Origin of the sequence: Sporosarcina ureae DSM 2281 (genome assembly GCF_000425545.1) — a bacterium.
Lineage (GTDB): Bacteria > Bacillota > Bacilli > Bacillales_A > Planococcaceae > Sporosarcina > Sporosarcina ureae.
Map to the genome: position 1 here is coordinate 243100 of NZ_AUDQ01000001.1, position 23189 is coordinate 266288.

The window sequence follows — 23189 nt, forward strand, 5'->3', positions numbered from 1 at the left end:
GAGTCTGTCTCCCATGACATGAAGCACTCGGGGATTTTCTCTATCCACTAGGTAACGCATTACGATCTCACCTCCCTTCAGATACTTACGTTAACGCACAAAAAACAGGCCAATAAATAGAGCTTTAGTTATCGACCTGCACTCATTCATTTTTAAAGATAGTAAGCGTTTACATGGCGCACCTCGTACAAAATACCTGTCTTAAGGACTAGTATATAGTACTATAATGATTTCGTCTACCTTCTTTTCCATTATTCTGATTTTATTGTTTAACTACTATATAATTTGACATATTCTGTATTTATATAGCCGGTTTTGTTGAAGCATTGTATATTATTTCTGAAGAACAATAAAAACTGACAGGACGGTGTTTTGTTTTGGATCGTTTAATCACTAATCTCCCTGAATATGTACTGACTCAAATAGTAGAAAATGCATTTCAATGGTTTGTTGTAGTGGACCAAGATGCGAGGATTCTTTACATGAATCAAGACTATTGTAAATTCCTTCATATTGATCAGCAAGAAACCATAGGCCGTCCTGTAAATGAAGTGATTGAGAACACCCGTATGCATGAGGTGGTGAAATCTGGTGAAGAACATATCGCCTCTCCTCATTATATTAAAGGAACGTATATGCTGGCGAATCGAATACCTATCAGGGTGGATGGTGTGGTGGTCGGCGCATTCGGTAGCGTAGTGTTCCGGGATCTACACGACTGGCATCATCTTAGTTCTCATGTAAAACAGACTTTAGAGAAAATTAATATGGGGGAAGTCGCACATGAGCCAAACTCCTATCAAATGACGGATATAAAAGGATCTTCGGCAAGTATTCTTTCGATAAAAGAGACGATACATATGATCGCACCGAGTGACTTGCCTGTGCTGATCCAAGGAGAAAGCGGAACAGGGAAAACATTATTCGCTCACAGTATCCACCAATTATCGAATCGTTCAGATGAGCCGTTAATTACAGTGAACTGTGCTGCAATTCCACCTGATCTATTGGAAGCCGAACTGTTTGGACAAGGAAGTACTAGTGATCGAAAAAGCAGAATTCAACTAGCTGACGGAGGTACCTTGTTTATAGATGATATCGGCAGCCTTCCCTTACCTGTTCAAGTGAAGCTTCTTCGATTATTAAATGATGGTGTTGTAGAATCATTGAATTCCCACCATGCAGAGCCAGTGAATGTTCGGATTATCGCTTCTTCTAGCCAGCCATTAACTGAACTTATCGAAATGAATCAATTCCGAACGGATCTCTACTACCGTATACAAGCGATCACTCTGAATGTGCCGCCACTGCGTGAACGGATGGAAGATTTCTCTGAGATCATCAGTTTCATATTCCATAAGACCATTAGCCAAACAGGAAAAAGAAGCTTAGAGTTTTCGAAAGAGACATGGGACTACTTGAACAATTACCGATGGCCAGGCAATATACGTGAACTTCAAAACGTCATTCAGGCGGCTGTTTATTTAACAAGCGGTGATACAATTACACCCGATGCCCTGCCGCCACAAGTTAAACAGCGCAAGATTAAGTATTCCCCTAGCTCAAGGACACTTGCCGAATCAGTAGAAGAAGTGGAACGAACGATTCTTCTCGAGACGTTAGCACAATGTCCGAATAAAAAAGAGGCCGCACTCATACTAGGATTGAGTAAAAGTACGCTTTACGAAAAATTAAAAAAATATGATATATGAACTATTTTCCAACAAACCGGAATTTATTCCGATAATCCGGACTACCACTCTATTATTTTCAAGCTATAATTCCGAATATCCGGAATTCATTTCAATAAAAAACATGCAAACCTTGCTATTTAGCGGTTTGCATGTTTTTTTATAATCTGTTTTAATACATGAAAGCGCTTCACTTGTAACATTTTAGACAAACTATTAAACAAAATGGAGGTAGACGAATGGGCATATTAGGGATGATTGGACTTATCGGTGGTTTGGCCTTGCTTATTGTTTTAACGATGAGAGGTGTGAACATTTTAATCGCTGGACCGGTTTCTGCTTTATTTGTAGCATTAATGAGTGGTATGACATTATTTCCTCAACTTGCTGGCGAAGGTGAAGAGAACTTCGTCACTAGTTATATGACAGGATTCACAAGTTTTATCATGTCGTGGTATTTAATGTTCCTGCTTGGGGCAATATTTGGTAAAGTAATGGAAGATAGCGGAGCAGCGGACGCTGTTGCAAAATGGTTCGTAGAAAAGCTCGGTATGAAGTTCGCTGTACTCGCTATTGTGATGGCCTGTGCAATCCTGACGTATGGTGGCGTGAGCTTGTTCGTCGTAGCCTTCTCTGTATATCCAATGGCTATTTCATTATTTAAGCAAGCGGATTTACCAAGACGTTTCATACCTGCGACATTAGGACTCGGCTCCGTCACGTTCACGATGACGTCTGCGGGATCACCTGAAATTCAAAACTGGATTCCAATCGAATTCCTTGGAACCAATGCTTATGCAGGCTGGGAAGTGAGTCTCCTTGTCGCATTGTTCATGGCCTTCTTCGGCTACTGGTGGCTCAAGCGAATCATCACAAAAGCAGTCAAAAAAGGCGAACGTTTCATTGATAGATCATCAGACCCTACATTCGATACGACTCGTGCATTGCCGAACCCTTTCCTTTCCATGATTCCGTTGGCAATCGTATTGATCATTTCGTATGTATTCCATGATAAACTAGCACAATCTGCATTAATTATAGCTTTACTAGGCGGGATCATCTCCACATATTTCGTTGGCAAAAGGTATTCACAGAACTACAGTGCAGCTGTTTCAGCGGGTACACTCGGCGCAATGGTCGCAATCGGGAATACAGCAGCTGTAGTTGGATTCGGTGGCGTAGCAAAAGCCGTACCAGCATTTCAAGACGCAGTCGCAGTGATGACCAATATCCCTGGATCTCCGTTAATCGGGACAGCGATCGCAGTATCTGTTATCGCCGGTATGACAGGATCCGCTTCTGGCGGGCAAGCTATTGCTCTGCCGCTGATCGCACCACACTATATGGATATGGGTGTTGATCCGGAAGCCCTTCACCGCGTCGTTGCAATTTCATCCGGAGCCCTGGATTCATTGCCACATAACGGCTATGTTGTCACGACGATTCAGTCTATCGCTGGAGAAACGCATCGTGCAGCTTACGGCGCAATGGCGGCTGTTACAGTCATTGTACCCGTCATCGGTGTCATCATCGCAATCGTTTTATTCTCACTAGGATTCGGTATTTAATAGATCAAGGAGGAAGTCATCATGGTAAAAGATCGAGTACTACTCATCACTGGCGCTGCTCAAGGAATCGGATTCGAAATATCAAAAGCTTTCGCTGAAGCTGGCGCCATCGTCGTGTTGACGGATGTGAATGAAGAAAAGGTAAAAGATGCGGCTGTCACGTTAGGTCGCCGCGCAATCGGCTTGAAATGTGATGTGACGAAAGAAGAAGATATTCAACAAGCAATCGATGGGGCGATCTCCCACTTCGGCAGAATCGACATCTTGATTAACAATGCAGGTTTGCAGCACGTCGCAAAGCTCGAAGACTTCCCTACTGCACGATTTGAACTGCTTGTAAAAGTGATGCTCACTGCCCCATTCATTGCGACTAAGCTTGTCTTACCTCATATGAAGAAACAGCAATTCGGCCGAATTTTAAATATGGCATCGATCAACGGGTTGGTCGGATTCGCAGGTAAAGCTGCTTACAACTCTTCCAAACACGGCGTCATCGGATTGACGAAAGTAGCTGCACTTGAAACGGCAGCTGACGGGATTACCGTAAATGCGATTTGCCCTGGCTACGTGGACACCCCCCTCGTCCGCAATCAATTTGAAGACTTAGCGGAAGTTCGTGGTGTGCCGCTCGAATCTGTACTAGAGGAAATTATTTATCCCCTAGTGCCACAGAAACGTTTGTTGGACGTAAAAGAAGTCGCGGATCTAGCGCTATATCTTTCAAGTGATAGCGCAAAAGGGATTACCGGCCAAGCCGTTGTGCTCGACGGTGGATATACCGTGCAATAGGGTCTAAATAAGTAGGTCTTGAATGAATACTAGCCAATAAAAACCAAAAAAGTTCTCAACCGATGACTAGTCGAGTTGAGAACTTTTTACATTACAAAACACTAAGCTCCGAATCTTTCCTATCACTAATAAACATACAACCTGGAGAATGCGTAATCATAATCGATGGCTTACTTTGCATCGCTACCGCTTGCGGCGTCACACCACACGCCCAGAACACGGGGATCTCGCCTTCATTAATCGTAACGGCATCTCCAAAGTCCGGTGCGGAAACATCATCAATTCCAATCAAACTAGGATCCCCGAGATGAATCGGTGCCCCATGAACGTCAGGGAAGCGCGTTGTAATTTGAATTGCTCGAATCGCGTCTTGCGCCTTCATCGGTCGCATGCTGACGACGGTCGGTCCTTCGAAAATACCAGACTTCGTGCAAGCAATATTCGTCTTATACATCGGAACATTGCGATTTTCTTCGATATGCCGAATAGGAATTCCGCCCGCCAGTAACGGTGCCTCAAACGTGAAACTGCAGCCGATTAAAAAGCCGACCATATCATCTTCCCAGTAGTCTGTAATATCATTCACTTCTTCAGCCAGCACACCATCTCTATAAATACGGTAACTCGGTAGTTCACTGCGAATATCTGCACCTTCAGCAAGCTTAGCCGGACGATACGAACCCGGCTCTGTCACATCTAGTAACGGACAAGACTTCGGATTACGTTGGCAAAACAGCAGGAAATCAAGGGCGTGCTCCTGTTTTAATATGACCAAATTCGCTTGCGTAAAGCCCGTCGCCATCCCAGACGTCTGCCCGGTAATGACTTGCTCTCGGATCAACTTCCGAACTTCTTGCGCTTTCATAGAACAATAGGCTTCCATTAATTACAACCTCCTACCCATCAATCAAAAAGTAATGGAATCTGTTCGATCAACGTGATGACACTCAACACACCCATTACGACGACAACGACCACGCCGCCAATCGTAAGCCATAGTGGATGTTTGTATTCACCGACAATATTCTTCTTATACGCCGCAACGAGCAACGTACCTAGTGCTAGTGGCAGAATCAACGCATTCAATGCCCCTACTAATAATAGAATCGTGACCGGCTTTCCAACGAATGCGAACGTTGACGTCGAGACGATGATGAATAAAATAATAATCCAGTTGTGATACTTTTCGATGAATGGGTGGAATGATCGGATGAATGAAACCGATGTATACGCTGCACCGACAACGGACGTGATCGCTGCTACCCACATGATGACACCGAATAATCTCAACCCAAGTTCTCCTGCACCTAGCTGGAACACAGATGCTGGTGGATTGTCTGGATCAATTTGCAAACCTTGTGAAACGATGCCGAGTACCGCTAAGAATAATGCCACTCGGATGATCCCCGTAACGACAATACCTGTAACAGAACTTCTCGTAACCAATGGAACGGAATCAATGCCTTTAATTCCTGCGTCTAATAAACGGTGTCCACCCGCGAACGTAATGTACCCACCGACTGTACCTCCGACTAACGTAACGATCGCGAAGAAGCTGATTTCAGAAGGATTAAACGTTCGGACGATTGCCTCTCCGACTGGCGGAGACGTTTTGAAAGCAACGAATACGACCAAGATAATCATGATCACACCCGCAACGGCAACGACCTTGTCCATTACCTTGCCTGCTTCTTTTACCATGAAAATCAAAATCGCAAAGACCGCACTGATGACCGCACCCATGATCGGATCGATTCCAACCATCGCGTTAAGCCCCAAACCTGCACCCGCCACGTTTCCTATATTGAATGCAAGACCTCCCGCGACAATGAGGAACGCTAACACGAAACCTAGACCTGGCAACACTTTATTGGCAATTTCCTGTCCACGTAATCCAGAAACCGCAATAACTCGCCAAATATTCATTTGAGCAAAGACATCTAGAATTAATGAAATTAAAATAACGAAACCAAAACTTGCGGCCAGTTGCTCAGTAAATACAGTCGTCTGCGTTAAAAATCCTGGCCCAACAGACGAAGTGGCCATCAGGAAGGCGGCGCCAAGCAAGACGCCACGGGTTACTTTTTTCTGTTCCTGCTCATGAGTCAATCCTAATTTTTCATTTTTCATACAGACTCCTCCCGATCAGCAATAGCCGTCACAGTAATTTCCTCACCGTTCAGCCGGTCTGTAATGTATTTTGCGAATTCGACTGCATGCTCTCCATCTCCATGGATGCAAATCGTGTCAGCGCGTAGAGCAACATCCGTCCCTTGTTGAGAACGCACTTTTCCTTCTTTTACCATCGTAATAACTTGCGCTGCAGACTGTTCTTGATCGGTAATCATCGCATCATCTTGCGAACGCGAAGTGAGCATGCCGTTTGATTGATACGTACGATCGGCAAATACTTCATGCGCCGTCACGAGTCCAATCGCTTCCCCTGCTTTTGACAATTCACTATCCGCAAGAGCGAACAATACAAGTGAAGGTGAGACATCATAGACAGCTTTGGCGATCGCTTCTGCAATTCCTTGATCTCTTGACGCCATCTGATACAGTGCGCCATGCGGTTTCACATGTTGCATCGGCTCTTGATGTACAGCGAGGAAGGCTTGCAGTGCGCCGATTTGATAAACAACCATATCGTACGCTTCTTCGGGAGTAATGTTCATATCTCTACGTCCGAATCCAACTAAATCAGGCAACCCCGGATGTGCGCCGATTCGTACTCCGTTATCGATCGCAAGTTGTACCGTTTCCCGCATCACGGAAGGATCTCCCGCGTGGAATCCGCACGCTATATTGGCAGAGGTTACATATTTCAATATCTCTTTTTGTTCCCCTAATGTATACCGACCAAAGCTTTCTCCTAAATCACTATTCAAATCTACTTTTACCATGTGTATGCCCCCCTTTATTTTTAAAAATGAATCAAACCCATCAAACTCTAAATGATTCATCTAATTTACCGACATGAAGTAAGCGTTTGCATATCGCTTAGTTTCGAAATTCGAAACCGAGGTTTTGAACTTGAAACTTAGTCTATCATAAAATTCTTTTGTTGAATAGACTATTGTCGAAATATGGTGAGTATTTTTATTAACTGAATAATAAGCTTGTATTTTCTTATTAGAAATCTATAATAGAACTACGATTCGTTTTTCAGAATAACGGTTTCGAATTTCGGAATTTGAAGGAGATGTTACGATGAGTGATCAGAAATCTCTCGATATAAAAGTACTTGGCGATTCGGCCATCATTATAAAACTAGGGGAAGGCATCCATCCTTCCATCCACCAACAAGTGAAAAACCTGTCTTTCCTTTTGGATAAATACCCATTTGACGGATTCATCGAGTCGGTTCCTGCCTATAATAGCTTGGCGGTATATTACTCTCCGTATCTCGTCTATCAATCAAAAAATGGATTTCAGATTGACGGCACACCTATTGAAAAAGTGACTCATTATATCAATACGCTAGCTACCCAAATATCCGAAATTCCTGTTACGGAAGGAAGGTTAGTAGAAATTCCTGTTCTTTACGGTGGAGAATTCGGTCCTGATTTGGAAATCGTGGCGGAGACCCATGGCATGTCTATCGAAGAAGTTATTGAAATTCATACGACACCTGAATACCTCGTCTACATGATTGGCTTCGCACCAGGATTTCCGTTTCTCGGCGGTCTCGATGAACGAATTGCGACACCGAGAAAATTGACACCACGGACATCAATTCCTCCTGGCTCTGTCGGGATCGCTGGCAAACAAACCGGTGTCTATCCACTCGAAACGCCAGGCGGCTGGCAAATCATCGGACGCACACCAACGGATCTATTCGTTCCGGATATGTCTCCCCCGTCTTTATTGCAGTCTGGAGATAAAATTAAATTTTGTCCGATGACACAAGAACAGTATGATGAGCAAAAGAAGGTGACGACATGTCAGTAAACGTACTAAATGCTGGACTCTTGACTACTATTCAAGATATTGGTCGGACCGGTTCACAAAAGTTCGGTGTTCTTGTAAGCGGTGCCATGGATAGCTATTCCATGCGAATTGCGAACTTACTTGTAGGCAATGATGAGCGTGAAGGCGTTCTAGAAATCACGTTATTTGGAACGAAGCTTGAGTTTGAAGAAGATACACTGATCGCGATTACGGGCGGCGATCTTCAAACGACGATTGACGGGATACCGGTGGCGAATTGGCGGCCTCTCATTGTCAAAAAAGGCTCGATTCTGAAATTCGGCTTTGCGATTGAAGGTTGCCGAGCGTATTTGGCTATTGCGGGCGGGCTAGACATTCCGGTTGTGATGGAAAGTAAAAGTACGTATATGGTGGCGGGTATTGGCGGATTCAAAGGTAGAGCTTTGAAACAAAACGATCAGCTTTCATTTGGTCAATTAACGGAATCAAACAAGAAAGTCTTTGCGTTGATTGAACAAGTAGGAACGCCAGACTGGGCTGTACCGCATCATCCGCTAATCAGTCTGTCATCTACGCAAACTATACGAATAATTGAAGGCACTGAATATAAGCACTTTGATGATGCCAGTAAACAACTACTTGTACGCGAGCCGTATGTTGTCACGCCGCAATCGAACCGAATGGGCTTACGACTCGAAGGACAAGCACTTGCATTAACAGAAAAACTGGAACTACTTTCGGAAGGCGTGACGTTCGGAACGATTCAAATCCCCCCTAACGGCAAGCCGATTATTTTAATGGCGGACAGACAAACGGCTGGCGGCTATCCGAAAATCGGACAAGTCATCACCGCCGACTTAGGCAGCCTGTCGCAAGTGAAACCTAACGCAAAACTCTATTTCAAGCTCATCACACATGCAGAAGCAGAACGTGAACTCATCGCAAAAGAAGAGCTGATCAACCAAATTAAAATCGGTGTCCAACATACACTTCAGTATTGAAGCATAATAAAAAACCTTGCGTTTCAGTATCACTCTACTGAAATACAAGGTTTCACTCATTCTGTATACCCGAGCTGCCTAGAAATCTCCAAGGCAGCTTCTTTCACTTTTGGAACGAGTATTTTTACATTCTCTTCCTGATAATTCGCTTCAATACCCGCGATACTAATCCCTGCAATCACATCACCACTAAAATCAAAGATCGGTGCCGCAACAGCAGATGTAAAATTCTCAAGCTCCGAATTACTAAGCGTATAGCCATTCCGTCGCGTCTCCTCAATAGATGCGAGCAGCAACTCCCGATCCGTAAACGTACCGTTACCAAACCGCTGTAATTCCGTCTTATCCAAATACTCGGCAATATAGCGATCTGAAAGATGGGACAAAATGATCCGCGAACAAGCCCCTGCATATAACGGACTACTTCTACCAATCGCCGTATACAAACGCACCTTCTGGAACGTATCGATCTTCTCCACATAAATCGCCTGATCCCCTTGCCGGACAATCAAATTAATCGCTTCCTTCACATCCTGGTGAAGCTCTTCCATAATCGGATACGCAATCTTGCGAATATCCAACCGTTTCGAAACGAGACTGCCATATTTCAAAAACAACAGACCTAGACGATACCGTGAATCCGCGCCCTTTTCGAGGAACTTCATTTCTTCGAGTGATGATAGCATGCGGTAGACAGAGGACTTTGGAATACCGGATAGGTCGATGATTTCTTGGAATGTTAGGGCTGGATGATCGACGAATAAGTTTAGTATGTCCAGGGAGCGGACGACTGTTTTGTTGTTTGTGCTCATTTTGGCTCCTTTCCAAACGTAATATTTTATATAGATTCTATGGACGAGTATACCATTATTATCCTACCTACGCATTACACTCTTTCGATCATCTCATTCCCTTGGAGCGTCATTTTCCATTCATAATCGGCAGTCCTTCCACCTATCGTTCACATCATGTTATACTAGTACTTATTGTAAAAAAAGGAGTTTTCTTTATGCCATACGACGTATTATTATTCGATCTAGACGATACATTATTCGATTTTGCTGAAACAGAAAAACATGCTCTTGGCAATACATTCAACACATTCGGCCTACCAAACGGCTTAGAAGCTTACCGCGATACGTACCGTGCGATCAGCTCCGTCATCTGGGATGATCTCGAACAAGGACGCATTACCATTGAAGAATTAAAAGTGGAACGCTTTCGTCGGTTATTCGCACATCACGAACTACAACTAGATGCAGCACACTTCGGTGAGCTATACATCGAAAACTTAGGCCATGAATCACATATGATCGACGGCGTAGAAGAGATGATTTCAAAGCTATCTGATTACAGATTGGCGATCTTAACGAACGGCTTCACAATTGCTCAACACGCTCGCATAGCTGGCTCGCCTTTACGCAATACATTCGAAGCGATTATTGCTTCCGAAGAAACAGGCTACAAGAAGCCACAACCTGAAATTTTTGACTATACGTTTCAGAAACTAGGCATCACCGATCCGTCTCGTGTACTCATGATCGGCGACTCTCTAACTTCCGACATTCAAGGCGGAATCAACGCGGGTATCGACACGTGCTGGTTCAACCGAGATCGTCGCGAAAACCATATAGGAATCCAGCCGACATATGAAATTCATTCATGGGCAGAATTCAGTGTTGGCCGTACAACAGTAAAGAACAACTAATCCAAAACGAACAACCCCTCCAATACATTTCGTTGGAGGGGCTTCTCATATATCTATTAAGCTAGCAATGAAATGACCCAAAGACTTCGACAGAAATCCCATCACCTTTTCTCTCTTGCCGCCTCAATAAACTGCTCAAATAACTTCAACGACAACGGATCTTCCCTCTTCACCATCGCTTCAGGATGCCACTGAACGCCTACGACAAAACGATGCGCAGTACTCTCAAAAGCTTCAATGACCCCATCCTTCGCAACCGCGGTCACAACAAGTGGTGCATGTACTTCCCTCACAGCCTGGTGATGCAGTGAATTCACGCGGACTTCCGAAGTGCCTGCCCACTCCGCCAACTTACTATCCCCTACTATATCTATTGAATGAAACGCAAAGTCTAAATCGGTCAGCTGATGATGCTGCAACAAATCCTCTGATAGCTGCGCATATATGTCCTGATAAATCGTTCCACCAAACGCCACATTGATCAACTGATACCCTCGGCAAATCCCAAACACCGGCTTATCTTGATCCGCCATTCTTTTAATTAACGCAAGCTCCGACTCATCCCGCTCCGGCAATACTTTTCCAAGCTGCCGATGTGGTTCTTCACCATACAAATACGGATCCACATCTTCCCCACCGATTAGCAATACCCCATCTATTCGATCGCACACTTCTTCAATTGCTTCCAGTCCTACCGGCAAAATGACGGGTACGCCACCTGCTTGTCGAACCGCCCGTATAAATCTAGTCTGAACCAGTATATCCCCGTTTTGATCTATATCTGACGTTACACCAATTAATGGTTTCATGTAATGCACTCTCCCTTTTACATTCCTACAAGTGATGAAATATGGTATACCCGAATTTGTGAGAAGTTACTCAGGGATCGTTACATTACTATACATGTAAACAGAAAAACCAGGTTTCGATTCATGTAGCGAATGGAAGTCTGGGATAGATGGAGTATGGTTATTATTTTGTTAAAAGATGTTTTTGTGTATATGTGAATTAAATTAAAAATAAAAAATCAGCCGGATCCCTGTTGAAATGATTGGTCTGCGTACTATTTTGTTATCAAACACAACGCTTTCACAAAGACGTTGATTACATAGTCTCTTCTAAAGAATTAATCGATATTTTTCTTCTATTCTATAATACTAGCCTCTAGTTTGAAAGCGCATACAAATAGAGCGTATACATATGCTTATATAGAAGAGATTCAACACATTCTCATCAGGTACCCGTTACAGCAAACAGTTTTCTTCTACTACCTCTTCTTCCGGCAGAATAATCGTATACGGAATAGGCGACGACAATACAATAGAAGTTGTTAACGTACCGAATGGGATTAGCCGGTCGATTAGCTCACTCATTTTGGCCATGCTAGACGTTGCGGCTTTCAAGATATAATTAGTCGTTCCGGTCACACGGTGACATTCAAGAATCGAATTTTCTACTTTAATTTGTTCCTCAAACTCATTGGGCCTCTTTTTCAATTCACTTACTTGGATGAATAGTAATGTGTCCAGTCCAAGTGCCTGCAATGATATTCGCGCAGTAAATTCTTCTATAATGCCTTTTTCCTGCAGACGTAGCAAACGTTCCGAAACACTAGGGCGACTGAGAGATAGTTGTTTAGAAAGATCGCTGATTGTCACACGGCTGTTTTCTTGCAATAGTTTCAATAATGTAATGTCCGTTTTGTTCAAAACCACACCTCTTTCCAAAATGAAGGATAAATGCTCTAAAGTTATTCAAAGTTGTGTCTCTTTTGTGAAAATCACTTTTTTCTGATATGTAAATAAATTATAACTTACTCTATTATTAAGTCAAAGGGAAAACAGCAACCGAGGGAGGTACGAAGCAGACCACTTGCATCCCAAAACCTATGTATAAATATTTTTTTACACGGTCTTGTAAGCGGTTTCAATTTCTAAAAAATTATCTTCCAATCAGTAAAAACTATAACACAAAAGGAACGTGACGCATGCATACGAACAATCAGTGGTCTTCTAAATTAGGTTTTATTTTAGCAGCAGCGGGCTCAGCGATAGGTTTAGGTGCCATATGGAAATTTCCTTATGTAGCAGGCACAAGTGGCGGTGGAGCTTTTTTATTAATCTTTTTACTTTTCACCTTCCTAATCGGACTTCCGCTACTCATGGGAGAATTCATTATTGGACGAAGTACTCAGAAGGATGCAATTGATTCATATAAAACAATCGCGCCAGGTACATCCTGGCATCTGATCGGAAGACTGGGAATTATTACGTGTTTCATCCTTCTATCATTTTACAGCGTGGTGGGCGGCTGGGTGCTCATCTACATTTGGAAAGCTGCAACGGGCAGTCTAAGTGGTCTAACGCAGGCTGACTATGGAGATTTATTCGGCAGCATTGTATCCAGTCCCTACGTGAGTGTAGGTGCTCAGCTCCTATTCATGATGATGACAACATTTGTCATAGCTAGAGGGGTTACAAGCGGTATAGAAAAGGCCAGTAAATATATGATGCCTGCACTGTTCGTCTTGTTTATCATCTTGACTATACGATCATTCACTCTCGACGGAGCGATGGCGGGTGTTAGCTTCTTCCTAAAACCTGACTTCGGCAATATTACTTCTGAAACCATTTTGTTCGCGATGGGGCAATCCTTCTTTGCACTTAGTATCGGTGTTTCCGTCATGGTGACATACAGTTCGTATTTATCCAAGAAGGAGAGTTTGCCACAATCCGCTATTTCCATCGTATTAATGAACTTGCTCGTGGCCGTTCTAGCCGGATTGGTTATTTTCCCAGCGGTCTTTGCATTCGGTCTCGAACCAGACGCAGGCCCTACATTACTCTTTAATGTATTGCCCACCATTTTTGGGCAACTGCCGTTTGGCACATTGTTCTTCCTAGCATTCCTGATTCTGTTCCTGTTTGCCGCGTTGACTTCTGCATTTTCCATGTTGGAAATAATTGTAGCAGCCACTTCCAAAGGGGATCACAAGAAGAGGAAACATCACGCCTGGATGATTGGCGCAGCCATCTTTATAGTCGGTGTCCCATCCGCGTTATCGTACGGCATATTATCAGACTTTACAATTTTCGGTATGATTCTGTTTGACGCCTTCGACTTTTTAGTAAGTAATATTCTCATGCCACTCGGTGCGTTGTTGATCGCCCTATTCATCCCAATAAAAATACCGAAAGAAAAGCTCTATAAAGAATTGAAGGCTGGCTCCAACATCAGCACAAAATTATTTTCTGCCTGGTTTTTATTAATTCGTTACCTCGCACCGGTAGCTATTCTCATTGTGTTTGCAGACGTACTTGGACTATTGAACTTCTTGAAATAACTAGATAGATTGCTGATGCCCTCTTATAGGTTCACAGCAATAAAATAGAGGAGGAAATGATTTTGGTAACTTTAGAACAGACTTTACAAGACGACAAGGCAAGTGTATTGGATAAAATGGTCGAGCATGAACAAATTCTATTTTGTCATGATAAAGCAACCGGTCTTCAAGCCATCATTGCACTCCACGATACGACGATGGGACCTGCACTTGGTGGATGTCGCATGGCGCCGTATAAAACGATGGATCTCGCATTACAAGATGTTCTTCGCCTTTCTAAAGGGATGACCTATAAATGCGCGGCAGCTGATGTAGACTTTGGTGGCGGAAAATCCGTCATCATCGGAGATCCGTTAAAAGATAAAACGCCTGAGAAATTCCGTGCTTTCGGGCAATTCATCGAATCACTGAACGGACGCTTCTATACAGGAACAGACATGGGCACAACGCTTGAAGACTTTGTGCAAGCTATGAAAGAAACAAACTACATCGTGGGCAAGCCGGTTGAATATGGCGGCGGTGGAGACTCATCCATCCCTACTGCACTCGGAGTCTTCTATGGTATTAAAGCGACAAACCAGAATGTGTTTGGTGACGACAAAGTAGAAGGTCGAACATACAGTATTCAAGGTCTTGGAAAAGTAGGTTACAAAGTAGCGGAACATATTATCAATGAAGGCGGAAACGTGATCGTCACAGATATTCATGAGCAAGCGATTGCAGATATACAGAAGCTCGGTGGAAGCGCTGTCAAGGTCGTCTCAAGTGATGAGATTTACAGCCAGCAAGCAGATATTTTTGTTCCTTGTGCATTTGGTGGCGTGATCAATGACGACACGCTCAACGTACTGAAAGTCCGAGGAATCTCGGGCTCCGCAAACAATCAGCTCGCAGAAAGTCGTCACGGAGAACTGCTTCGTGAAAAAGGTATTCTGTACGCACCCGACTATATCGTTAACGGTGGCGGACTGATCCAAGTGGCGGATGAACTGTACGGAACGAATCCTGCACGTGTACTCGCTAAAACTGAAAACATCTACAACTCACTGCTTGAAGTATTCCATCAGGCGGAACAGGATCATATTACCACTGCTACTGCTGCAGACCGTATGTGCGAAAAGCGTATTGCGGATGCCAAGAACCGCAACAGCTTCTTCACGCAGTCAAACCGACCGAAATGGAATTTTCATCAGTAATAAAAATAGCCGAATGAGGTGATGAATTCATGGAAGAATTATATCCAATTACACAATATGTGAATGAAGAAGGTAAGTTTACGGATGACTCGATTAAAGAAGAGATCACAGCCGAATTAGTTCATTCATTTTACTATAATATGCTGCGGATCCGAACGTTTGACCGTAAAGCGAAGAGCCTGCAACGTCAAGGTCGCCTCGGAACGTATGCCCTTTTCGAAGGGCAGGAGGCTGCACAAGTAGGAAGCGCGCTTTCTTTGAAAAAAGATGACTGGGTGTTTCCAACCTACCGTGACCATGGCGCTATATTGACGTTCGGCGCGAATATGCCGAAAGTGCTGCTGTACTGGAACGGGCGAGCGGAAGGTAATCTGCATCCCGACCGCAATATCTTCCCTCCAGCGGTTCCCATTGCTACACAGCTTCCGCATGCAGCAGGTGCTGCGTGGGCAGATAAGCGTAAAGGCAATAAAAATGTTTCTATCGCCTATTTTGGCGACGGAGCTACGTCTGAAGGTGACTTCCACGAAGGCATGAACTTTGCCAGCGTATTCAAGTTACCAGTCGTTTTCTTTAACCAGAACAATGGGTATGCTATCTCGATGCCAATCGAGAAGCAAATGAACTCCAAAACAATTGCTCAAAAAAGTGTCGCGTACGGCATGCCTGGCATCCGTATTGATGGGAACGATATTTTCGCCGTGTATTTCGAAACAAAAAAAGCATTCGACAGAGCGAGAAATGGTGACGGTCCGACATTAATCGAAGCCGTTACCCAGCGGTTCGGTGCGCATACAACAGCTGACGATCCGACAAAATACCGCGATCAATACGAAGTGGATTCCACACGTGACCAATTAGATCCCCTATTGCGCTTAGAACGTTTCATGAAAGAACAAAAATACTGGGACGGCAAATGGGAACAGGAAATCAGTACACAGATCAACAAGGAAATCGAAGAAGCCATCGTAGAAATGGAAAACTTCCCTAAAGCGAATGTAGAAGATTTATTCGACCACGTATTTGCCGAAATGCCGTGGCCATTACGGGAGCAGAAAGAACAGTATCTACAATCAGTTAGGAGGGATCAGTAATGAATCCAGTCGCTGAAACATCAACAATGGAAACCATTCAAACGACACGTTCATTAACGCTAGTGCAGGCTGTGACAGATGCACTAGGCACGATGCTTGCGGAAGACGACCGGGTCATGCTGCTCGGAGAAGACATCGGAAAAAATGGCGGTGTATTCCGCGCAACCGAAGGCCTGCAAGAAAAATTTGGCGAAGATCGTGTCATTGACACACCGTTAAGTGAAGCTGGTATTGTCGGCTCCTCTGTTGGGCTGGCAGTGAACGGGATGATTCCGATCGTGGAAATACAATTTCTCGGCTTTGTCTATCCGGCATATGAACAAATTGCCACGCATGTGACCCGTGTCAGAATGCGAACGATGAGCAAATATACAGTGCCAATGGTGATTCGTGCGCCGTACGGAGCGGGAGTGCGCGCACCCGAAATTCACTCAGACAGTCCGGAATCACTTTTCACACATATGCCAGGCATTAAAGTCGTCTGCCCTTCATCCCCTGCCGATGCTAAGGGCTTGCTAATCGCAGCGATTAAAGACCCCGACCCGGTCTTGTTCATGGAGCCGATGCGCTTATACCGCGCTGTTCGTGAAGAGGTTCCAGAAGGGATGTATGAAGTCGAAATCGGAAAAGGTAAGAAAGTGACTGAAGGTGATGATGTAACCGTCATCACCTGGGGCGCTATGGTACCTGTCGCGAAGAAAGCGGTTGAAAAAGCGAAAGCCAAAGGAATTCAGTGTGACTTCATTGATATGCGCACTCTATTCCCACTAGATCGAGATATCATCGCAGAATCTGTACAAAAAACCGGCCGCGTAGTAGTCGTGCACGAATCACATGAAACGACAGGCGTCGGAAACGATATTCTTTCTATTATCAATAAAACGTCATTCTTATATATGAAAGCACCGATTGAAAAAGTAACAGGATTTGATGTACCAGTACCCTTCTTCGCACTGGAAGATGAGTATCTGCCAACACCTAAACGGGTAGAAGAAGCAATCGAAAAAGTGTATACATTCTAAGGGGGTCTTCAATTGTTAGAAGTGAAACTGCATGATATTGGAGAAGGAATGACAGAAGCCGAGATTCTTCACTACTTCGTGAAGCCCGGTGACTCTGTTGTTGCTGATCAAGCACTTGTAGAAGTACAGACGGATAAAATGGTGGCGGAATTACCGTCACCCGCAACTGGAATTGTAAGAGAACTATTAATCGAACCTGCCTCTACTGTAGGAGTAGGGACCACGATCTTGCTGATAGAAGCGGAAAACCGTTCAGGGCGGGTGGAACATGTAGCCGCCACTGCTGCTGCCGAGACGGTACCAACAATTAAGGCTACACAGGTTGCAACGAAATTCAAAGGACCACACCGGGTCATGGCAGCTCCGTACACACGGAAAATTGCCAGAGAAAATGGTGTCGACATTACACGTGTCAATGGCACGGGTCCTGCAGGCCGTATTTTAGAACAGGACGTGTTCCACTTTATGGAAGAAGTCCATAACCAAACTTCCGTAGCACAGGAAACGGCTGCAACGGACACCACAGAGCCCGCTCCCCCTTCCCCTGCAGCTAAAGTAGCGTCGGTTCGGACAGAAGCAGAGACGATCCCTTTCACAGGCATCCGCAAGCAGATCGCGAAGAAAATGACACAGTCACTGACGACGATCCCGCATGTTACGCATTTCGAGGAAATCGATATGATGAATCTCCTTGCGCTACGTCAGGAATTAAAAGCAGACGGCGTCTCTATTTCCGCGGTCGCATTTTTCATCAAGGCTCTCGTCGTTGCCTTGAAAGACTTCCCTGTTTTCAACGCTAAGTTGGATGAGGAAAATGAAGTCATCATTTTGGAAAAAGACTATCATATCGGACTTGCTGTTGATTCAACACTCGGACTGCTAGTGCCTGTTTTGAAAAACGCTCACAAAAAAACGTTGCTAGAAGTCCACACTGAAATGAAAGAGCTGAATGAAAAAGCACGTCTCGGTACATTGTCTGGTAATGAAATGCGAGGTGGCACCATGACGATCACGAACGTCGGACCACTCGGAAGTACTGGAGCAACGCCGATCATCAACCATCCTGAAACGGCAATTATCGCATTCCATAAGACGAAGAAATGTGCAGTAGTCACGGATGATGACGAAATTGTGATCCGCTCGATGATGAATATTTCCATGTCATTTGACCACCGAGTAGCAGACGGTGCAACGGCGGTAGCCTTTACAAATCGCTTTGCAGAATTGATTGAAAATCCTAAAAAGCTTTGGCTGGAGTTGATATAATTAGTAGTAGGTGAAATCATCCTAGAAAAAGAGCTGATTATAATGGGTGGCGGTCCGGGTGGCTATACGGCTGCAAACCGTGCCGCTCAGCTCGTTGTGTATGCCACAACAAAGGACGCATCAAAAAATCTTTCCCGTGTTACCGGAAAAGATTTTTAGAAAGCGTTTTCACAACGCAATAAAACTGCTTAAATAATTTGTACATAAGGGCTAAGTTGACTTCTCTTTGCAGTACTAGTTCAACTTACTTAGCCAAAATCATGACAGAAGAAACGACGTCCCCGACTTTCTTATCCTGTTGATAAAGGCTAGCCACAACGTAAGCCATCTTGCGTCCGAGCCGCTCAACACGCGCTTCTACCTCCACCATCCCCGCGAATACAGGTCGGTGAAACGTCGTATGTATATCCACAGAAGCAAATGTCTGATCTTCGGTAATTTTTGAAGCCACCGCATAAGCCATCATAATATCTGCCGCAGATGTTAAAAAGCCGCCCATCGACACTCCGTTTCCGTTCATGAACTTCTCATCCACTGTCCACACACCACGGGCCACTCCATCCTCTGCTGACACTACTTCAATCTGCAATGTTCCATCACAATTCGGTGGAGTCGCTTCCCCCCTTACTACCTCCATTAAATCTACTGTTTTCGACTGTGCCATCCATTCATTCACTCCTTTCCTTTAATCTACTATCTAATTATTCCCATACACACGATAATATTGTTCCAACCCCTCGAGCAAGCGTTCCGTTCGCTTCGCTGTATACTGTTCAAACGAAGGATCTTCTATTTCTTTAACGAGCGACCATAACGACCAAAGAAAATCTGACTTCAACTTTTGCAGATCAAGCGACTGTTTCGAAGTAGCCGGCAAACCGTAATAACTGAGTAACTCTTGCTCCTGCTGCTCATTTAACTCACGTTCCAAAATAAACGCCGCCAAATCCCATTCTGGCAAATAATTCGCACTGTACTCCCAGTCGATCAACAACAACTGCTTCGCATCATTCTGAATAAAATTAGCCGTCACCGAATCCATATGACACGGCACATACTCCTGCCGCTCCCCTTGCATCAACTTCCTCAGCCGCTCCTCCAACAACACATACAGCGAAGGGATTTCAGTTAACGCAATCTTATACTTCTCCACCTCACCCCAATAGTTAAAACGATTCGGAAACTCCCTTTTCGACGAATGAAGCGTAGACAACACACCCGCAATCTTCTCCAAATACTCCGACGACACAATCAGATCTCGCGTTAAACTAGCCGTCGCATCATAATACGGAGTCATTTTAATGCCTTCATCGGTAAACACCACATTACCGACTGTTACCTCGATTTCAGCCGCAATTCGCTGGTTTTCTTTTTCATGGTGGCGGTTAATAATATCCTCAAACTCATGCGCTGGAAAACGTAAGACGTATTTTTGTCCTTTGTGTGCAACGAGGAAGTTTAAGTTCGTGAGACCGCCTAGTCTTTTGATGTATATTAGTTCTTCGATTAGAAACACTTTTCACACCTCTGTTTTTCATACTATAGTATGTACAGTTCTTCTAGTAGATTTCCGATTTCAACATACTGATTAATTATTCGGAAAATTAATCAGGTAATCCGTTATTTCAAATCAAACGTATTACCAAATATATCTTTTCTTATCATTCTATATATCAAGCATCCACTGACGAATGACGACACACCTATTACGTTATTATCTTTCAACACTCCATTTAAATCAATAGTAATACTAGATTCACGATAGTCCCATTGAATATTGGATCGGCAATATCTATTCACATAGGCTTGCAGAATCTACCGCACTCTGTGTGGATTCACTTTGCATGTCCTCTCTCACTTGTCATATAGAGCTTTTTTCCGAAAAGGATACACACGGTAACAATTATTTTTGAAATCGATATGATTTCTAATGTTGTCACTCACGTACTGCATAGAAAACTGTGCGACGTCGAGATTCATCTCGACACTATTCTTATTTCTTAAGATTCTTTAAGTTATTTGGTTATTGGCCTGGCAGGTTTAGGCAAGTGCACTTGCTCAATGTCGTCAGGTACACCTGTCGACTTTAGGCAGACCACCTGTAACTATTGGGCAGTGCTTTTTTGTTTATCTGTGCATCATACAACTCCAAAACAATGCACAGTAAATTATATTATTGACACATAATTCTTGACGATCTCATAACCTCCACCCCCCCTCTAATTGGATGGCCTTCGAAAATGTTTTATGTGATATGATTATAACGTATGCAACAAAGGAATTTATTTTTTAAAAGGAGGACTTCATCAACTTGGGCCTTATTGTAGCCATGATTCTCGTTATTATTGTTTTGGTTGTCGGACTGATTTTGACTCTCTCTATTGCTAATTCCAGTACGGATTCTAAGAAAAAAAAGTACAGCAGCAAAAAATCTTTTTCCAATTTAATGTGGATTTATGTTTTATCATTACCCGTGATTATTATATTGACTGTTATTGCTATATTTATATTTTATTGATACTGGAAGATGACTTGGGAGTAAAGAAAGTACATATTTTTTCGATCTTGTCTATCTATAAATCACACAATCCTGACACTATTTAGACTCGTTTCTAAGTTGTGTGATGCACAGGTGCTCAATAATTACGACGCGATGGCTCAAGCCGTTCTATGATGAACTCTATCAGCGCCTTCGTGAAGAAAAGGTGCTGCATGCGGACGAAACTGTCCTGCAAGTTCTAGACGAACCAGGGAAAAAGGCAGAATCAAAATCCTATATGTGGCTATATCGGACAGGTAGAGACTCTAAGACACCGATTGTGCTCTTTGATTATCAAGCAAGTCGTGCCAAAGAGAATCCGCAAAAGTTTTTAAATGGCTACCAAGGTTATCTTCATGTGGATGGCTATGCAGCCTACGAATCTATTCAAAACGTGGAGCTCGCTGGCTGTTGGGCTCATGCGCGCCGTAAATTTGATGAGGCACTCAAGGCATTAAAAGGTGCGCCAGCTAGTGCAGATCGAACGACGGTCGCTAAAAAGGGACTTAATTTCTGCAACCGATTGTTCGCAATTGAACGCAAAATGAAAGATAAAACGCCTGAAGAACGGCTTGAAATAAGGAAAAACGACAGTCAGCCTGTGCTGGATGCTTTTTTGATATGGCTAAAAGAACAGAAGGAAGTTGTCGCTCCGAAGACCGCAACTGGAACTGCCATCTCCTATACGCTAAAACAATGGCCTAAATTGAGGACATTTATGAAAGATAGTCGTATAGAGATCGACAATAACCGAGCAGAACTATCAATAAAGCCTTTCGTAATCGGTAGAAAAGCCTGGCTTTTCGCAGTTTCCACAAGGGGTGCGACTTCAAGTGCCATCGCCTAGAGTCTCGTAGAGACCGCAAAAGAGAATGGCGTCAACCCCTTCTTCTACTTGCAGTTCCTTTTCGAAGAACTTCCTCAACGCAATCTAGAAAAAATCGCGGAGTTTGACGACTTAATGCCTTGGTCGAAGACCTTACCAAAGAATTGTTATATCCAGTCAAAGAAATAGAATATGCCACGAAGAATCTTACGGTCGATCTTCGTGGCATTTTCATTTATAAGAAACAATGTGTTCACTATTTGACGCTTACAAAAAAATAAGCCCATCACCCTTTATTAAGGCAATGAGCTATATTACTATATTAAAGGGTTAATCCTGGAATACCAAAACCAAAGAAACTTGCTATAGTCATAAGAGACCCTGTGTTACCAATAAAGCTACTTAGCTTTTTTAGGCACGTTTTAATTTTTTCAGAGTCATTTTTTTGAATGTTATCAGTTAAAGATTGAAAATATATTTCCGCATCACTTTTTTCTTCGATGTCTTTCAGTTTGCTTATTTCTTGCTCAATATTCTTTAAGGCCTCTTTTATTTCAGTATTAGTTTGTATGTTAATTTGATGAACCTCATTGTTATCCCCAATAGAACTGTTCTGTGCTTCAACTTTAATATCTCTGTACTTATTTTTTTCTCCCACTATTAAATCCCCCATTATTTGTAAGGTTACTTTTTGATCCGCGCCCATCAGTTCAGCAATTTCATCCATAGTAAGGCTTGTCCATAATTTTGAATTACCTAGGGAGCCTTCATTAAGATCTACAGAGTTATTGCTCTCCTTAATCCGACTTTTTTTTTTACTTGAACATTTTTTTGTTGTTGCTTTTTATAAGCCTCACTTATATAGAAGACTGGAAAAATATTTTCTCGATTAAACGTGCTTTCTTCACCACAATATTTGCATATAATTTCATCGTTTAAAAAAGGAATTACATCCTCTACAGTTTTAAGAGTGCGGTAGCATTCTTCACATCTTAACTCCCACGATAATCTAATCCTTCCCTTTTTAGCCATTTCACTTAAATACTTAAAAGTAATATCCAGAGGGAGCGACGTAGCTTTTGAAACATAAGTTGGATAGAATTTGTTCAACCTACTAACAGCCAAACCATTGACGGTATTAAGTACCATGTCTTCTATTTGCCAATCTTCAAATTGTTCCATGCCATATCCCCTCCTTTAATTACTATATGCAGTA

Annotated in this window: 22 protein-coding genes and 1 pseudogene; 13 read left to right on the plus strand and 10 right to left on the minus strand. The window is 43.3% G+C overall.

Annotation, left to right across the window (positions count from 1 at the left end; genetic code table 11):
• Positions 1 to 377: 377 nt before the first annotated feature.
• The 3 genes from H605_RS0101225 to H605_RS0101235 all read left to right on the plus strand — a co-directional run bounded on the left by H605_RS0101225 (position 378) and on the right by H605_RS0101235 (position 4048).
• The gene (locus H605_RS0101225) at positions 378 to 1712 is read left to right on the plus strand and encodes a sigma-54 interaction domain-containing protein (protein WP_029052516.1); all 1335 of its coding nucleotides are present in this window, start codon (positions 378 to 380) and stop codon (positions 1710 to 1712) included.
• 224 nt (positions 1713 to 1936) lie between these two features.
• On the plus strand, positions 1937 to 3259 hold the full coding sequence (locus H605_RS0101230) for a GntP family permease (protein WP_029052517.1): 1323 nt from the start codon (positions 1937 to 1939) through the stop codon (positions 3257 to 3259).
• Positions 3260 to 3280: 21 nt separating this feature from the next.
• Entirely contained in the window at positions 3281 to 4048 is a 768-nt protein-coding gene (locus H605_RS0101235; protein WP_029052518.1) for a 3-hydroxybutyrate dehydrogenase, read from the plus strand.
• Positions 4049 to 4139: 91 nt separating this feature from the next.
• Here the strand turns inward: H605_RS0101235 and H605_RS0101240 are convergent, their stop codons facing one another.
• From H605_RS0101240 to H605_RS0101250, 3 genes are read right to left on the minus strand one after another with little or no spacing between them, the layout of a single operon-like run.
• Positions 4140 to 4931, minus strand: a complete 792-nt coding sequence (locus tag H605_RS0101240; RefSeq protein ID WP_029052519.1) for a putative hydro-lyase — start codon at positions 4929 to 4931, stop codon at positions 4140 to 4142.
• Positions 4932 to 4951: 20 nt separating this feature from the next.
• Positions 4952 to 6178, minus strand: a complete 1227-nt coding sequence (locus H605_RS0101245; protein ID WP_037561346.1) for an NRAMP family divalent metal transporter — start codon at positions 6176 to 6178, stop codon at positions 4952 to 4954.
• Positions 6175 to 6951, minus strand: a complete 777-nt coding sequence (locus H605_RS0101250) for a LamB/YcsF family protein (RefSeq protein WP_029052521.1) — start codon at positions 6949 to 6951, stop codon at positions 6175 to 6177. The genes H605_RS0101245 and H605_RS0101250 overlap by 4 nt, the downstream gene beginning before the upstream one ends.
• Positions 6952 to 7258: 307 nt before the next feature.
• Here H605_RS0101250 and pxpB point away from each other — a divergent pair, with 307 nt between their 5' ends.
• A complete protein-coding gene (gene pxpB, locus H605_RS0101255; RefSeq protein ID WP_029052522.1) occupies positions 7259 to 7999 on the plus strand; it encodes a 5-oxoprolinase subunit PxpB in 741 nt (246 codons plus the stop codon).
• Positions 7990 to 8979 (plus strand): 5-oxoprolinase subunit C family protein, encoded by a 990-nt coding sequence (locus H605_RS0101260; protein WP_029052523.1) that lies wholly within the window; start codon positions 7990 to 7992, stop codon positions 8977 to 8979. The genes pxpB and H605_RS0101260 overlap by 10 nt, the downstream gene beginning before the upstream one ends.
• A 56-nt stretch (positions 8980 to 9035) precedes the next feature.
• On the opposite strand, the gene H605_RS0101265 is transcribed toward H605_RS0101260, so the two are convergent.
• Positions 9036 to 9791: an IclR family transcriptional regulator gene (locus tag H605_RS0101265; protein WP_029052524.1), complete on the minus strand. Its 756-nt coding sequence runs from the start codon at positions 9789 to 9791 to the stop codon at positions 9036 to 9038.
• Between the two features lie 197 nt (positions 9792 to 9988).
• Here H605_RS0101265 and H605_RS17165 point away from each other — a divergent pair, with 197 nt between their 5' ends.
• The gene (locus H605_RS17165; RefSeq protein WP_051210421.1) at positions 9989 to 10687 is read left to right on the plus strand and encodes a YjjG family noncanonical pyrimidine nucleotidase; all 699 of its coding nucleotides are present in this window, start codon (positions 9989 to 9991) and stop codon (positions 10685 to 10687) included.
• 101 nt (positions 10688 to 10788) lie between these two features.
• On the opposite strand, the gene H605_RS0101275 is transcribed toward H605_RS17165, so the two are convergent.
• On the minus strand, positions 10789 to 11496 hold the full coding sequence (locus H605_RS0101275) for a gamma-glutamyl-gamma-aminobutyrate hydrolase family protein (RefSeq protein ID WP_029052525.1): 708 nt from the start codon (positions 11494 to 11496) through the stop codon (positions 10789 to 10791).
• Positions 11497 to 11931: 435 nt separating this feature from the next.
• Positions 11932 to 12396 (minus strand): Lrp/AsnC family transcriptional regulator, encoded by a 465-nt coding sequence (locus tag H605_RS0101280; RefSeq protein ID WP_029052526.1) that lies wholly within the window; start codon positions 12394 to 12396, stop codon positions 11932 to 11934.
• A 278-nt stretch (positions 12397 to 12674) separates the two neighbouring features.
• Between H605_RS0101280 and H605_RS0101285 the strand changes: the two genes are divergently transcribed.
• Genes H605_RS0101285 through H605_RS0101305 form a run of 5 tightly spaced genes read left to right on the plus strand, consistent with a single transcriptional unit; the run spans position 12675 to position 18608 of the window.
• The gene (locus H605_RS0101285; protein ID WP_029052527.1) at positions 12675 to 14030 is read left to right on the plus strand and encodes a sodium-dependent transporter; all 1356 of its coding nucleotides are present in this window, start codon (positions 12675 to 12677) and stop codon (positions 14028 to 14030) included.
• Positions 14031 to 14086: 56 nt separating this feature from the next.
• Positions 14087 to 15226, plus strand: coding sequence for a Glu/Leu/Phe/Val dehydrogenase dimerization domain-containing protein (locus H605_RS0101290; RefSeq protein ID WP_029052528.1), 1140 nt, complete (start codon positions 14087 to 14089; stop codon positions 15224 to 15226).
• 29 nt (positions 15227 to 15255) lie between these two features.
• Positions 15256 to 16320 carry a pyruvate dehydrogenase (acetyl-transferring) E1 component subunit alpha gene (pdhA, locus tag H605_RS0101295; protein WP_029052529.1) on the plus strand — a complete coding sequence of 355 codons (1065 nt, stop codon included), beginning with the start codon at positions 15256 to 15258 and terminating at the stop codon, positions 16318 to 16320.
• Between the two features lie 26 nt (positions 16321 to 16346).
• Entirely contained in the window at positions 16347 to 17342 is a 996-nt protein-coding gene (locus H605_RS0101300; protein ID WP_029052530.1) for an alpha-ketoacid dehydrogenase subunit beta, read from the plus strand.
• Positions 17343 to 17354: 12 nt separating this feature from the next.
• Positions 17355 to 18608: a dihydrolipoamide acetyltransferase family protein gene (locus tag H605_RS0101305; RefSeq protein ID WP_029052531.1), complete on the plus strand. Its 1254-nt coding sequence runs from the start codon at positions 17355 to 17357 to the stop codon at positions 18606 to 18608.
• Between the two features lie 244 nt (positions 18609 to 18852).
• On the opposite strand, the gene H605_RS0101315 is transcribed toward H605_RS0101305, so the two are convergent.
• Positions 18853 to 19272 carry a PaaI family thioesterase gene (locus H605_RS0101315; RefSeq protein ID WP_029052532.1) on the minus strand — a complete coding sequence of 140 codons (420 nt, stop codon included), beginning with the start codon at positions 19270 to 19272 and terminating at the stop codon, positions 18853 to 18855.
• 33 nt (positions 19273 to 19305) lie between these two features.
• Complete coding sequence (locus H605_RS0101320) at positions 19306 to 20124, minus strand: choline kinase family protein (protein ID WP_029052533.1); 819 nt, start codon at positions 20122 to 20124, stop codon at positions 19306 to 19308.
• A gap of 1108 nt (positions 20125 to 21232) precedes the next feature.
• Between H605_RS0101320 and tnpC the strand changes: the two genes are divergently transcribed.
• A complete protein-coding gene (gene tnpC, locus H605_RS17170; RefSeq protein ID WP_051210422.1) occupies positions 21233 to 21994 on the plus strand; it encodes an IS66 family transposase in 762 nt (253 codons plus the stop codon).
• Positions 21995 to 22006: 12 nt separating this feature from the next.
• A pseudogene (locus tag H605_RS18545) lies at positions 22007 to 22162 on the plus strand (transposase domain-containing protein); the annotation flags it as partial.
• Between the two features lie 133 nt (positions 22163 to 22295).
• Here the strand turns inward: H605_RS18545 and H605_RS0101335 are convergent.
• Together H605_RS0101335 and H605_RS0101340 are read right to left on the minus strand one after the other, a co-directional pair.
• Entirely contained in the window at positions 22296 to 22700 is a 405-nt protein-coding gene (locus tag H605_RS0101335; RefSeq protein ID WP_029052535.1) for a hypothetical protein, read from the minus strand.
• Between the two features lie 50 nt (positions 22701 to 22750).
• Positions 22751 to 23155: a hypothetical protein gene (locus H605_RS0101340; RefSeq protein WP_029052536.1), complete on the minus strand. Its 405-nt coding sequence runs from the start codon at positions 23153 to 23155 to the stop codon at positions 22751 to 22753.
• Positions 23156 to 23189 lie beyond the last annotated feature (34 nt).